8 protein-coding genes are annotated in these 13,680 nt (G+C 42.5%); 3 read left to right on the top strand and 5 right to left on the bottom strand.

Annotation, left to right across the window (positions count from 1 at the left end; translation table 11 throughout):
* Positions 1-208 precede the first annotated feature (208 nt).
* Positions 209-1,879, top strand: a complete 1,671-nt coding sequence (locus AK824_RS06985; protein WP_057760170.1) for a DUF3482 domain-containing protein — start codon at positions 209-211, stop codon at positions 1,877-1,879.
* A gap of 16 nt (positions 1,880-1,895) precedes the next feature.
* Here the strand turns inward: AK824_RS06985 and AK824_RS06980 are convergent, their stop codons facing one another.
* The 3 genes from AK824_RS06980 to AK824_RS06970 all read right to left on the bottom strand — a co-directional run bounded on the left by AK824_RS06980 (position 1,896) and on the right by AK824_RS06970 (position 5,104).
* Positions 1,896-2,921, bottom strand: a complete 1,026-nt coding sequence (locus AK824_RS06980; protein ID WP_057760168.1) for an ArsA family ATPase — start codon at positions 2,919-2,921, stop codon at positions 1,896-1,898.
* Between the two features lie 73 nt (positions 2,922-2,994).
* Positions 2,995-3,306 carry a cory-CC-star protein gene (locus tag AK824_RS06975; protein ID WP_057760166.1) on the bottom strand — a complete coding sequence of 104 codons (312 nt, stop codon included), beginning with the start codon at positions 3,304-3,306 and terminating at the stop codon, positions 2,995-2,997.
* A 115-nt stretch (positions 3,307-3,421) separates the two neighbouring features.
* Complete coding sequence (locus tag AK824_RS06970; protein WP_057760164.1) at positions 3,422-5,104, bottom strand: carbon starvation CstA family protein; 1,683 nt, start codon at positions 5,102-5,104, stop codon at positions 3,422-3,424.
* 302 nt (positions 5,105-5,406) lie between these two features.
* Here AK824_RS06970 and AK824_RS06965 point away from each other — a divergent pair, with 302 nt between their 5' ends.
* Both AK824_RS06965 and AK824_RS06960 read left to right on the top strand, forming a co-directional pair.
* Positions 5,407-6,075, top strand: a complete 669-nt coding sequence (locus tag AK824_RS06965; protein ID WP_057760162.1) for a hypothetical protein — start codon at positions 5,407-5,409, stop codon at positions 6,073-6,075.
* Positions 6,076-6,177: 102 nt separating this feature from the next.
* Entirely contained in the window at positions 6,178-6,741 is a 564-nt protein-coding gene (locus AK824_RS06960) for a hypoxanthine-guanine phosphoribosyltransferase (RefSeq protein ID WP_057760160.1), read from the top strand.
* Positions 6,742-6,846: 105 nt separating this feature from the next.
* On the opposite strand, the gene recD is transcribed toward AK824_RS06960, so the two are convergent.
* Positions 6,847-9,057, bottom strand: coding sequence for an exodeoxyribonuclease V subunit alpha (recD, locus tag AK824_RS06955; protein ID WP_057760156.1), 2,211 nt, complete (start codon positions 9,055-9,057; stop codon positions 6,847-6,849).
* Positions 9,058-9,131: 74 nt separating this feature from the next.
* On the bottom strand, positions 9,132-13,643 hold the full coding sequence (locus tag AK824_RS06950) for a UvrD-helicase domain-containing protein (RefSeq protein ID WP_057760154.1): 4,512 nt from the start codon (positions 13,641-13,643) through the stop codon (positions 9,132-9,134).
* Positions 13,644-13,680: the final 37 nt, after the last annotated feature.

Raw genomic sequence — 13,680 nt, 5'->3', positions numbered from 1 at the left:
CCTACTACTTGTAGTGCTTTCATTCGGCTGCCTTGTATCCAAGTTATCCAAAGTATATTGAACCGACTATATCATGATCAAAAATGCGTAGATTACGATCTATGATATGGACAATACGCATTCATAATCGATACCCAATCAGATTTGTTTTACAATAAATGGCTACTGTGTGTTTCTGCCATAAATAAATATAAGACGCTACTATACTATGAATAACGACAATAAAAATGATCATGAGAAGAACAAGCCTGTGGGACTCTTTGCGGACAAAGCTTATGAGACGACCCCTGATGTTTCAAGCACTCCTTCAGACAATACATCAAAATACACAGTAGCTCAGTCAATAGCTACTCAGGATAATCAACCTGTATCAACCGAAGCATCAGCAACGACAGCACCAGCGTCAAAGATGACAAAGAAAACGATTGCCAGTGGTGAACCGCTTAAATTGGCGGTCGTCGGTCATACTAATACGGGCAAAACCTCTATATTACGCACGTTATTGCGAGACGTATATTTTGGTGAAGTCAAAAACGAAGCTGCAACCACACGTCACGTCGAGCAAGCACAGCTGACAGACAGCCGAACTGGTGAGGTGCTGGTAGCGCTATACGATACACCTGGTCTGGAAGATGCTTCAGGGCTTATGGACTGGCTAGAGGATAATACTGCTAGTCGCCGTGATGGTATTGAGCGCTTACAACAGTTTTTAGCAGCGGATGTTGCTCAAGGTGCAGACAGTTATGACTTGCCCTATGATTATAGCCAAGAAGCCAAAGTCATTCGTCAGCTGCTGACAAGTGATATGGCCATTTACGTGGTAGATGCTCGTGAGCCTGTATTGGGTAAATATAAAGATGAGCTAGCGATTTTGTCTTGGGCTGCTATCCCCGTGATGCCTGTTTTTAATTTTACAGACAGCCAGAATGCCAATATCGATGACTGGCAGACTATGCTGGCAAGACGCAATCTGCATATTTCAACGCGTTTCGATTCGGTCGCGTTTGAGTTTGAAGATGAGATGCGCCTATGGAAAAACCTAGCCACTATGCTCACCCACTCTGAGATGCTTGAGCAGTTGATGCAACGTCGAACGGAAGACTGGGCTCAGCTGTATGATGAGGCCAATATCATTATCGCTGATTTTTTATTGAATGTTGCTGCCTTTGTGCGCGAGATCAATGAAGATGACGACCCACTTCCTGTACTACAGCAAATGCAAGAAGCGGTCAGGCAAAGTGAGCGTGCGATGCAGCATAACTTACTTAACCTTTATAAGTTTTATGACAATGCCGTCGCAGCAACACCGCTTGAACTACAAGCCTATCAACAAGACCCTTTCGACCCTGAACTTCTCAAAAGCTACGGCATTCGTACCACTTCTGGTGCAGCAGCAGGTGCGCTTCTAGGACTAGGTATCGATGCAGCAGCCCTAGGTACGACACTGGGATTGGGTGCCGCAATAGGTGGGATCGCAGGAGGGTTGCTATCGAATACCAGCAGTATTGCCGATAGGATTACTGGGGTAAAACGCTTATATATCGATCCTGCTACGTTGACGCTATTAGCCACGCGAGCATTAGACTTACTTACGGCATTACGTCATCGTGGTCATGCTGCTACAGATGCCACTCAGTTATTGTATAAGGGCAGTAGTCTTGGAACGTCGTTAACTGACGACAGTGACCATGCAGATGAGGACAATAATCCAATTACGGTATGGCCAGCACACAAACTACCAAGTGAGCTCAAAAAAGCTCGAGGTAAACCGCAATGGTCATCGCTCAGCAGTGGTAAATCCGAACAAGCTCAGTTATTACGCACAGACATGGCATGGTCACTGTCAGGTAAACTACAGTTGTATAAGCATGAGTCATAAATCACTAGTTAACTATCTATGCACCCTGTGCACTTAACAACGCACTCAATGCATCAGTACCACGTACATCTGTCTGTTGCAAGTAAATCGGATACAGCGGGTACTTAGTAAAGCTTTGTTCGATATCCTGCAGCAGATGCTGCTGACGCTCAGCGCGGCGGCGCCAAAACTCATCCGACTGCGTTGTTGATATCAATTGATTGATGACGATTGCTGCTGGCATGAGCTTACTATCTTCCAATTGCTCGATAGCGCGCTTGGTCTCAGCCAATGGTAAGACGTCAGCGGTCATCACCAACACAATCGCTGTTTGTGTACGGTCATGTAATAGTAACCCTGCTTGGCGGAACAATTGCTTGCGCTTTTCTAATACGGATACAGCTTGCTCCCAGCGATCTGATTTTTTTGCTGCAAATGGATTGGCCACGTCGTTCTTTTGCGTGCTCTGTTTTTGATTGTGACTGTCCAAATGCGTCGCCACCGAACGTAGTTTGGCCTGTCGTCGCTGCTGTGCAAGCAGCCCATCCGTCCACGCCCCCATCATTTCTGGTAATACCAATAATCGCAAAGTATGACCTGTCGGTGCGGTATCAAAGATGATGTGTTCATACCCAGCATCTGCCGCTTCGACTAAATGGTGACACATGGATTCGAGCATCGCGGCTTCTTGAGCGCCAGGTGCCGACTTAGATAGCCTCAGATGCTCACGAATTTTTGGCATCATATCTGGGTTGGCATAAGCTTTAATCGTACGTTCGACTTGAGTAAAATGTTCATCGACAATTACGTCAGGATTTAACTCAATCGCATCTAGATAAGGTGATATCACCGTTTTCTCATTATTGAGTCGTATATTCAATACATCGCCCAAACTATGTGCCGGATCGGTTGAGACAATTAAGGTTTTTTGCTGCTGGCTTGCATAGTAGCTGGCTAGAGCTGCTGCTGTGGTGGTCTTCCCTACACCACCTTTGCCGCCGATAAATATAATCGGTTGCGCCTCTAACTGCTCTACCAATCCATGTAAAGGGTGTAATGCCATATTGTTATCTCGTATTTTGTCTCATTATCTAATAAATGCTTAGCTACTTTTTTATATAGTCAATCCACTACTGTTAGCAGCAGCCGACGTGGTCAAATGGACATCTATCCATTCCCATACGTGTATGCCACTCATGAAAGTTCTCTAAAAATAGAGGTTGCAACTCTAATGTATAAAAGCTGGCGGGATTATCAATACCCAAGCTCTCAGCAAACATGAGTAACATAAAAAAATCTTCTTCATCACGTGCCGCGCGTGCCATCGTCTGACGATAAGGCGCATGATAAAACTCATTTAGTCCACTCTTAAACCGTTGCCACCATGGTTGAGTGTCCTCTAATGGTTGAACATTTTCTATATTATTTGATGTGTTTTCATTTTCCATAATGTACTCATATTTTACTTAATTCTTATGATCTATCATGCCTATATGATACAAAAAACGCCAGCAATTGCTGCTAGCGTTTTTTATTAAACAGATACTTAATATGGGTTAATGTTTAAACCTCACCGCTTTTACCTTTATGTAGTGACCACTCTTTGCGTAGTACAGACAAGCTCTCAAACGTCACTAAAATAGTTGCGATTAAGATAATAATATCCATAATAATAAGTAGCCAATTACCATCAGTAAAGAAGGTTTTGAGCTGAATCAATAGTGCAAAGACAGTCATAACCAACAAGAACGACAATGGTGCTAAGGTGTACCAAACTGGCTTGCCCTTACGTAACAAGATAATGGTAACGATCATCAAGGTTAAAGCAGCCATTAACTGGTTAGTTGTACCAAATAGTGGCCAAATAATCATACCGCCCGCGCCATCGATACCACCAGCACCGAACGCTAATAACAAACAGCTTCCGACAGCAAGTAACGTTGCAACGACACTCTTATTCAATACGGGTAAATTATAAAATTCACCAAATTCTTGGAAGATATAACGTTGTAAACGTACGCCAGTATCCATCGTCGTACCAGCAAACAATGCAGCCATTACTGTAAGCATGGTCTGTGATAGCACCATATCGATACCAACGCCTGCATTCAAGATGGTCGCACCGCCGTCAATGAAAGCACCGATAGAGCCATCACCAAACTTTTGATAGACCGCTTGCCAATCACCAAGAGTCGCAAAACCTGCGGTTGCTGCAAGGATTGCCCCAAGTGCTAGCATACCCTCGCCCAATGCACCAAAGTAACCAACGAAACGAACGTCTTCTTCTTTATCAATTTGCTTAGAAGTAGTCCCTGTGGCGACCAAACCATGGAATCCTGATATGGCACCACAAGCAATTGTCACAAACAACAATGGCAGCAGTGACGGTGTATCGGCTGGTAATGCAGTGTTAACGGCTGGCGCGACAATATTAGGCGTGCCGATAAAAATAGCAGCATATAGTAGAATCAAACCGACAAATAACTGTAAGCCATTAATATAATCGCGAGGTTGAAGTAGCATCCATACAGGCAACAACGACGCAATCGCCGCATAGGCGAACAAGATCAAGATCCATACCGCGTTATCAGGCAAACCCATAACGGTCTCAGGTAACACAATCGGGAACATAGGGCCGAGATAGATAAGCCCGTACAAGGCAGTTACCCCGATAATGGACACCCAGACCAAATTCATGTTGTAGCGATAGATACACTGCCCGATGATAAAGGCAACCACTAAGGCACCCCAAACTGGCAATACCGCAGATGGCGTCTTGATCATCATATTGGCGATAGCTACGCCAAATACAGCATTGACCATCAGTAGTAATAAGAAGATAACAACCATCATCAAGCTGCGAACACGTGTGCCCATGACAGTACCAGCAATAGAGCCAATCGACTGACCTCTATTACGCATACTTGCCCAAATAGCAGACATATCATGTACGCCAGCCATAAAGATAGTACCTACCACTACCCAAATAATGGCAGGCACCCAGCCCCAAATAACCGCAATAGCAGGACCGATAATTGGTGCAGCCCCTGCTACTGACGTAAAGTGATGCCCCCACAATACATACTTATTGGTGGGAACATAATCGATCCCATCTTTCATTGTATGTGCGGGTGTAGGACGGCTGTTGTCCAATGCTAAAATTTTGGTGGCGATAAATTTTGAATAAAACACGTAGCCGCAGAGCATAGCGGCAACGGCGAATAGTAGTACAATAGCACTATTCATCTCATCTCTCCCTAGACAAGTAGTCAATAGCCTTATAAGTTCAAGCTTTTTGAATTAAAATATGAAAAATATGCTAAATTAGTGTGCGATGAGTGACTCAGCTCATCTATCGTTTAGTTAAATTCTAGCAATTTGCAAAATTATTACCAATCAACAAAGTCATTTATCTTACAACTAGGGCATGTCACTAATCAGCATTTGGTTTGATGAGCCTGAGACTAAAACTTTGTTTGAATAATAACCGATTTGGTGATAAATGTAACGCAAGTAAGACATAAAAAACAACAAATAAAGGAAGTGCAATGGCACATTATTTTGGATTCGTACCCTCAGATAAACTAAAAGCTTTAATCAGTGAGGCCGAACAAGTCGTTGCTTCAAATGAGAATGTAGAGTACTACCCTTATCGCGATGCTCTTACGCATCAGACAGCGCGCGATCTTACTGATAATTTATTGGTTGGTTTGGTAGAGATTATTCCGAACCCTGAGCGCCAAGCCTCTATGCGTAAAATTGTTGGAACGATTGAACGCGCGACAGATACTTTGCTCAATATCTTACTGGGTAAAGAAAACAACAAAGACGTGTTACCAAGTTTTCATTTTCTAAGAGATCACGCAACCTTTATTGATAATGAAGGTGTTAAACGTGTCGGCTTTAAACTGTCAGAAAAAAATGCCAATACCATCACTGAAGGTTTTGCTGCTATCACGCCTGAACATGTGGATAGAGCCAAATTTAAAACAGCACTCGAAACCATGAACGAAGAAACACTGACCCACTTCATCAGTCGTTATGCTGAGACATTAAAGCTAGGCATGATCAAACGTAAGTCAGTTCCAGTTGCCAAATCGGCAATTGATAAAGGCATGAGTATGGCACTTAATAAGCTATTACCTGACCTACCAAATGACTCATTGAATAGATTGGCCAATTATTACCGTCCATTTATTATAGAAAAGCCAGAATAACCCCAAAAGTTGGATTAATTTTGTCCCAAAAGTCATATGACGTTGGGCAAATTCACTAAAATTTGCTAAAATAAGCGGCACTTTTTACCAAAGGCGCACCCGATGACCCAAATCAGTAACCAAGAAATTGAAAAAACCTTACGCAACTCAGAGTGCCTTATTAGCAGTATCGAAGTAGCTGCTGCTTATGAGCGTTTGGCCGCTCAGCTCAATCTACATTACGCTGGTCTAAACCCAATTGTTATGGTCGTGATGAACGGCGGATTGATCCCAGCTGGTCAACTACTGACACATCTTACGTTCTACCATCGCATGCATTATATCCATGCGACTCGTTATCGTGATAACGAAGGTACTAATGAGCTTGATTGGAAATTCAAGCCTGATGTTAGTATCGAAGGTGAGCACGTATTGTTAATCGACGACATCTTTGACGAAGGTATTACCCTAAAAGCAGTTGTTGAAGAATTAAGCAAAGAAAAGCCTTTATCACTTGAGTCTTGTGTCTTACTTAATAAGCAACATGATCGCAAAGTTGCAGATTTTGACGTAGATTTTGTGGGTATTGATGTTGCAGATCGCTATGTTTACGGTTGTGGTATGGATTTCCATGGTTACTTGCGTCACCTGCCAGGTATCTATGCAATCAAAGAAGACAAAGTTTAATTCTAGACTTAATTGATTAAAATAGTTAAATCCTAAAAAAGCATCCAATTTGGATGCTTTTTTATTGCGCTGACTTATTGCGCCGACAACAACTTGAATGAATTGTTAAAACTGTAATGCCAAACCAGTATGGCGCTCAGTCGGTGTTTGAACTGCTTTTTCTAAAGCGTGCTTGGTACTATATATCGTTACCTGCTTCTTAGCACGAGTCACTGCCGTATAGATAAGCTCTTTGCTCAGCAACCTTGCATGGCTGTTATCAAAAGTAATAGCAACATGATCAAATTCAGATCCTTGCGACTTATGAATGGTCATTGCATATGCCGTGGCTATCACCTCTTCATTTAGCAAATTAACAGCTATCCCTTGAGTCTTATTTTCAAAGAACACTTCTAATTGGCTCCTTTCATCTGATGTTTGTAAGCAGAAACCAATATCCCCATTAAATAGCCCAAGCTCATAGTTGTTTTGTAGCACCATAACAGGACGTCCATGGAACCATGTATTTTGACCCAATGGTAACTTTAACTCAGTAAGATGCCCGTGAGTAAGGTAGTTATTGATATAGTGGTCGCCCCACTCACCATTGTGTCCAGCAGTGAGGATTCTAAATTGATTAAATATCTCCATTAACGAAGTGGTAGTATCTTTAACTGATTTTGGCACAGATTTTTCTACTGGATTTCTTAGTAAATCTTTAATTTTATCTATATACGATTGGTAACTATGCGAGATCTCCGAGATAATTTTTTCTTTGCTTAGGCTATTTTCTATCTTGTTATGTGATATGGCCTCTGCTTGTAACGTATTAACATATTGAAAATTCAAAGCAGCGTCTTGCCTTAATAATTGCCAAATAGCTTGAAGATTTGTCTCTGCTTGATTGATTTGAGTGGCCAGTTTACCGATACCTGACTCGGCGCTAAATCGGCGGCTCTCTGTTAGTTCTGCGTGAATAGGTTGCAATAGCGGAATGCGACAGAGATCAGCCAATACTGCTCCTGCATCGACGGCTGCTAACTGATTAGCATCGCCTAATAATATCAGCCTAGCACCTGGCTTTACCGCGCTCACAAGGTAATTAGCCAACTCAACTCCGAGCATAGATGCTTCATCAACGATGATAATATCTTCACCCAGTGGGTTGTTGACATCGTAGCGCGGTCTACCCGTTCTACCGATACCTAGTAGACGATGGATAGTTTTCGCCTCTTGCAACTGCAGTTCTACATTTGCGTCGTCTAAAGCCGCCTGCAGAGACTCTTGCATACGTTGGGCAGCCTTACCCGTCGGCGCTGCTAATGCTAGACTAGCACTGTCTGTGCTAAATCTAATATGTTCAGACTGATCTCCCCTACTCTCTGTCGCCTGTTGTAAGGCGATAACTAATTGAGCCACAGTGTAGGTTTTACCTGTCCCTGGGCCACCAGTAATGATACTAAACGCATTATTGTTCGCCACATTGATAGCGGCTATCTGTTGGTCATTTAAGTTCTCAGGCATGGTAATGTCTAAAGGCACTATCTGCTGATTCAAAATATGATTGATATGCTGCGCTAAGTTAAATTCTGCTTGCCATGTGCGGTGTAGCCAAAATGTGATTTTCGAACCTTGGGTCTCTTTATTCTTAGTTATGTTATAAATAATTGGTTGATTGTCTTTGCTTAGGCTATTTTGATTTTTGTTACAATTAGTGTTCGCATTGACATTAGCAAATAAAGCATGCTCATGGATTGAATGAACGAAAGTATTTAAGTCGCTATTTTTCAAGCGATGATATAACGTAGTTATCGCATCAAAACGTTTGATCAACATCTCTTTTTCATGGTTACTCAGTGCTAGCTGCGCCCACAGGTAATCTCGCTGACCAAACAAAGTGTCCAGTAATACAAATAGTGATGTCTCTGTTGTAGTGTCATCGTTTAGTTGCGTGTCTAGTTGCGTGTTTATCTGAGTATCAATCAGCGCAAAAATTGGTGTTGCCAGTATCTCTAGTAAGTTCTGCTGCCATGCATATAGTTTGACCAACTCACCATTAATTTGCCCTTGTAGCGGCGTTTCATGATCGGCTGCATTAATGGTTAATACAGTATGCCCTTCTTCCAAATGAGCCGCTAAAATAACGAATAGAGCCGTAAATAAATCGCTATCTTTTGACTTATCGATTCTTCTATTTTCATCGTTTGTCTTTGCATCTGCCGCGTCATATGCTACATGTGTTTGCTGACGGCGCAGCAAAATATAATCACTGAGATTACTTGCCCAGCTCTCTTGTAAACTAATGGCTGACTTGCTCTTATTGTTATTATTACTCATCGTATATTTATCTCTTATCAATCTGATTAACTGCTATAACAATTTTTATCTACCTAGTTGCTATATAAGGTTTATTAATCAGGCAGGCCAAATAGTGCGTCTAAACCTTTAATAAAGTCGATAGGAATATCCCAAGTGACCAATCCATAGCAACTGTTACTGCTCAAGCTATCGTGGTTAGACTGAGCCCTATCTTGCGATGTAGGCATAGTAGCTGCTTGAGCATTCGGGTCATACACACCGCGTAAAAACACGTACTCTACAGCGCCTAAATATTTATCTTCGTTACCCGTATAATCACTGATTCTCATAGCAAGGAACCGATGCAATGCTACTTGATAGATTGCTGCTTGTAGCCAGTACCCTGCCTTGGACATTGCTTTCTTGAGCGTATCTTTATTATAATCGCTTAGGCTATTTCCTAGAAAGTTACTCTTATAATCGACCACATAATACTTGCCAGCATGCTCATACACCAAGTCAATCTCACCACGCAAATAACGATATAGATGTGCTTTATTTTGTGGGACTAGAGTGACGTGTTTATCTATCTCATCAGGTAAATACTGTTGAAAAAGTTGACTAATATCCTGTGCTTTGAAATTCTCTGACAATCCCATGTTGAACTCTAACTCGGCAAATCGTTTACCTTTATCAAGAGCAATCAAAGGTTGATTAGAAGCCAACAGTGGCGCATGCAACACTTCTTCAATCCAATTAACTAATGCCTCATGCTTGGTTGTATCTATTGACTCAAGATCAAACCCATCACTATTTCTTTGTTTTTTGCCTTGTGATCTACGGCTCTGCTGTTCCGCACTGCTATATATCAACGGCAACTGATAGCTACTAATCGCTCTATCAATAACCTGATGCCACTGGGCTTTATTAGTGAAATCGATTTGTTCAAATATCTCATGCAAAAACGTACCAGCATTGGCACCTTTTACAAAGGTAAAGCGGATATCATCTTCTAACTTGGGACTGAATTCACTGTTTTGTTCGCTAGATTCATCGTTATTAAGTAACGAAATATTAGAAACTGAAGACTCTGTCATATCAATGTCTATCGCATCATCAATACGCTCATCCACTATCGCCATTGCTTGTGTAGATTCATCTAGCTGACGTGCCAAAGCGGTAAAGCTGGTCTTAGCCCAACCATAAAAATAATTGGTTTTCATAACCTCGGCAAAGGGCGCGTATTCAATAGCCTCTGTCGTAGGCTTATGAGCATTTGATTTGGTAATAGCCAATTGAAGACTGTCATTTATACCTGCTGAGTTAGCATCATTGCTTGCGTAACTATTGTCATAGAACTCATTAACTTTATGCCCTCTGAGCATGCCTATGGTACCTTTGAGTCTATCAGGTAGCTCAAACTTGGCATCCTCGGAGGCAAACCAATGGCACACTGGTCTTAAGTCACAATCGTTATTCCTATAGGCCTCTTTTAACACTACATAGAGCTGCTCACTGGCCCGAGTAAATGCTACATAGCCAAGGCGGCGCAGCTCATCAAAACCTTCTTGTGTTTCGATATCGGTGTAGTAGCCCTCGACAGTAGCAGAGCCTTGCAATGGTGAGAAGCGGCGCTGATTTCCTGTTGATTGATTATCTGTCGACTGTTGTACTAGCGCTGAAGGCGCTTGTTGCGCGTTATATAAGTACAGCCCATAGTCTTCCTTATTCCCAGACTTCCTACTGGCATCATCCATCCCCAATACATAGACAATAGGGAACTCAAGCCCCTTTGACTTATGAATGGTCATCAGTTGCACGCCAGACTCTGTCGGTAGCGGATATTGCTTAGCCCAATCACTATTAGGCGCTGCATCTATCTGCTGCCTGAACCACGCCAGCAACTCATACTCACCCATACCTAGACCATACTGCGCCAAGATGTCCATCACATGACGCAAGTCCATGATATGACGGTCACCTTCTGGATGAGCAGCTAGGGCCTGCCAAACACCTTGCGGCTGCACAGGGCTTTTATCTAACAAATAATGTAGCGCTGATAAGATGCCAAAGTGCTGCCAACGCTGTGCACCTTCTTTTAGATAGGTAATAAAGTCTTGATAGCTTTTTTTAGTATCAGTAGCTTCATTAGTTGAGAAGTCTTTCGAATTAGAATTATTTGAATGAGCGCTTGGCGTATTGCTGCCCTCAGTAATGCCTGACTCATGATCCGTCATCATGGCTTTGATGTCTTTGATACTCAATCCATATAGGTGGCTGGTCAACACCCGATTAATCATGTCATGACGATACGGGTATAACATGGCACTCAGTAATGCTGCCACATCTTCCGCCATAATAGTCTCAAAGATACTGACATCACTGGTAGTCAAGGTCGGCACATTAAGTTTTACTAGCTCATCTTCAACGCGTTTCAAATCTTTTTTGGCACGTGCCAGCACCCCGATATCACTCGGCTGAATCGGCTTACCTTTAAGTGTCTGACCACTATTAAGCAAAGTGGCTATATGGCGAGCTGTTATTTCATGTTCATCATAATCAAACTCTTTGTCCTTGTCATAAGGCAGGTGCAATAAGCTCACGGGCTGAGCAGAAAGCACCTCTGTCACCAGTACATCATCCAGACTATTTGACGCATTAAACCAAGACAGCTCATATTCCGGTTTTGCCGCTTTGATATGTTGGTAGTGAATACCAGTACCCAACTGCGACAGCTTATTCTCAGCAGTTGCTGCATCAGCCATGCCAAACCAGCAGTTCAATGCGTTAATCACACCGGCATTTGAACGGCGATTGATATCAAGTGTCCAAAGCGTACTCTTGTCAAACTGGGCTTTCATATAGTTGTAGTTGGCCACATCGCCACCGCGAAACCCATAAATAGCCTGTTTGGGATCACCAACCAATAGCAGAAACTCATGATTGGCTTTCTTAGTGGTTGCCTGCTTATCACTGTCCGACTGTTTACGCTTATTCTTTGGCAAATAAATACTTTCAATCATAATGGCTTGCTCGCCATTGATATCTTGCGACTCGTCAATCAATGCCACTGGATAGTGATGACGAATATAGCGCGCCAGCTTATCTCCTTGACGACCAGTTAATGCTTGGTTTAAGCGTACCATCTGCAAACTAAAAGTCGTCTCGCCACGCTCTTCTAAAATAACTGGCAGCCTATTACGCACAGCCAGCACAATATGACGGTTAAGATTGGCTAAGACAGTTATTATGTATTCGTCCAACTTTTTACTTTGTTCAATATATCGTTTAAAGTCACGCACGACCTGCAACTCGTTGAATATTAAATTAATTCTTTTGCCATCTTGAGGAACACGGAATTGATTACCAATATTGTCAGTTTTTTGAAAAGCCTCAATTAACTTGCTTGTTTTCTTCTTTTTATCAGATACAAACTTATAAGCGGCTGATCCAAAATCCTGTAATGTTTCGATTATTTTTGGCCAAGTATCTCTATTATTAAATAACTGTCCTTTTGGCACTTCATAGTACTCACCCTCAGGTCTAAAGAAAATATCAAGCTCATCGCTACGTTCAATAATATTATGTATAAGCCGCTCATAACCATCAAACGAAAAATCACTTGCCAAAATCTCATCAATCGGCGCAGAGATAAAATTAAGCGAGCGAGTCACATATTTCTTATGATCGCCCACTGCAGTCAGCTTGCCTTGCTGATCCATTAGCGCATAGAGTTTGGGCTGCTCATAGTATAAGCGGCTCTGAAACTGACGCAGCTCATCATGGATAATACTGTCAGTTACCTGCTCAATACTGCTGTCTTCAATAATCCCCATACCCTGCTGGTGACCAGTCTCGCTGCTGTACTCCGTCAACCATTTTTGCGCCAAGCTATCGAGCGTGCCTACAAATAGCTTATCCAATGTGGTTAGTACCAGTGCCGTACGCCTGATAGCTTCCGCCATGGGGTAACTGTACACGTGATCCAGCAAATAACCGACAAGATGCAAGTTAATAGGATCTTGCATGATGCCATCTAAACGCACATATTTGGCCTGATTAACCAACCAATCTTCGCGGTCTTTCTTTGCTTGTTTACGTTGCTCAGCCGCCGCTTGCTTATCAGCAGCAAGGTCTTGATTTAAATCGTCAATTCCTGTCTCAACGTTTGCGTCTACGTCTGAATTACTGCCTGCTTTTGCGTCTTTATTACCCTCAGGCATAACTTGCAGTATATTGGGATAGAGACTCTCTTTATTGCTAGTATCAGCACTTAGGCTATTAACCCATTGTAATAGCTGATAAAAATCTACCAAACGATCGTGGATACGCTGACGCATTTCGGCAGCGGCAGCTCGAGTAAAGGTCGTGGCGATGATTTGCTCTGGTGCACGTCGCGCTTCGATCAGTAGGCGTAGTACAATACCAGTCAACGTCCAAGTTTTGCCCGTGCCCGCTGAGGCTTCAATCAGGTGTTTACCCGTCAGATCAACATCAACTGCCGGTATGACATCAGCTTTACGTTCAGGCATAGCAGATAAAGTCAGCTCATCTGAATATTCATCAAATAAATTCGGTTGTGTAGACGAGTCAATGTTACTGGTTGGGTCGGTAAAGTCTGTCATATAGGCGCATACTTTTAATTATTATTTATTAGAGCAA

This window comes from Psychrobacter sp. P11G3 (assembly GCF_001435845.1).
Taxonomy (GTDB): domain Bacteria; phylum Pseudomonadota; class Gammaproteobacteria; order Pseudomonadales; family Moraxellaceae; genus Psychrobacter.
Note: the sequence above shows the minus strand (reverse complement) of the source record. Positions and strands in the feature narration are given on the sequence as shown.

What these genes read in the sequence shown, in the direction of transcription:
- AK824_RS06950 (WP_057760154.1), bottom strand. Translation starts at nt 13,643, where the DNA reads ATGACAGACTTTACCGACCCAACCAGTAACATTGACTCGTCTACACAA.
- AK824_RS06970 (WP_057760164.1), bottom strand. Translation starts at nt 5,104, where the DNA reads ATGAATAGTGCTATTGTACTACTATTCGCCGTTGCCGCTATGCTCTGC.
- AK824_RS06985 (WP_057760170.1), top strand. Translation starts at nt 209, where the DNA reads ATGAATAACGACAATAAAAATGATCATGAGAAGAACAAGCCTGTGGGA.
- AK824_RS06980 (WP_057760168.1), bottom strand. Translation starts at nt 2,921, where the DNA reads ATGGCATTACACCCTTTACATGGATTGGTAGAGCAGTTAGAGGCGCAA.
- AK824_RS06960 (WP_057760160.1), top strand. Translation starts at nt 6,178, where the DNA reads ATGACCCAAATCAGTAACCAAGAAATTGAAAAAACCTTACGCAACTCA.
- recD (WP_057760156.1), bottom strand. Translation starts at nt 9,057, where the DNA reads ATGAGTAATAATAACAATAAGAGCAAGTCAGCCATTAGTTTACAAGAG.
- AK824_RS06965 (WP_057760162.1), top strand. Translation starts at nt 5,407, where the DNA reads ATGGCACATTATTTTGGATTCGTACCCTCAGATAAACTAAAAGCTTTA.
- AK824_RS06975 (WP_057760166.1), bottom strand. Translation starts at nt 3,306, where the DNA reads ATGGAAAATGAAAACACATCAAATAATATAGAAAATGTTCAACCATTA.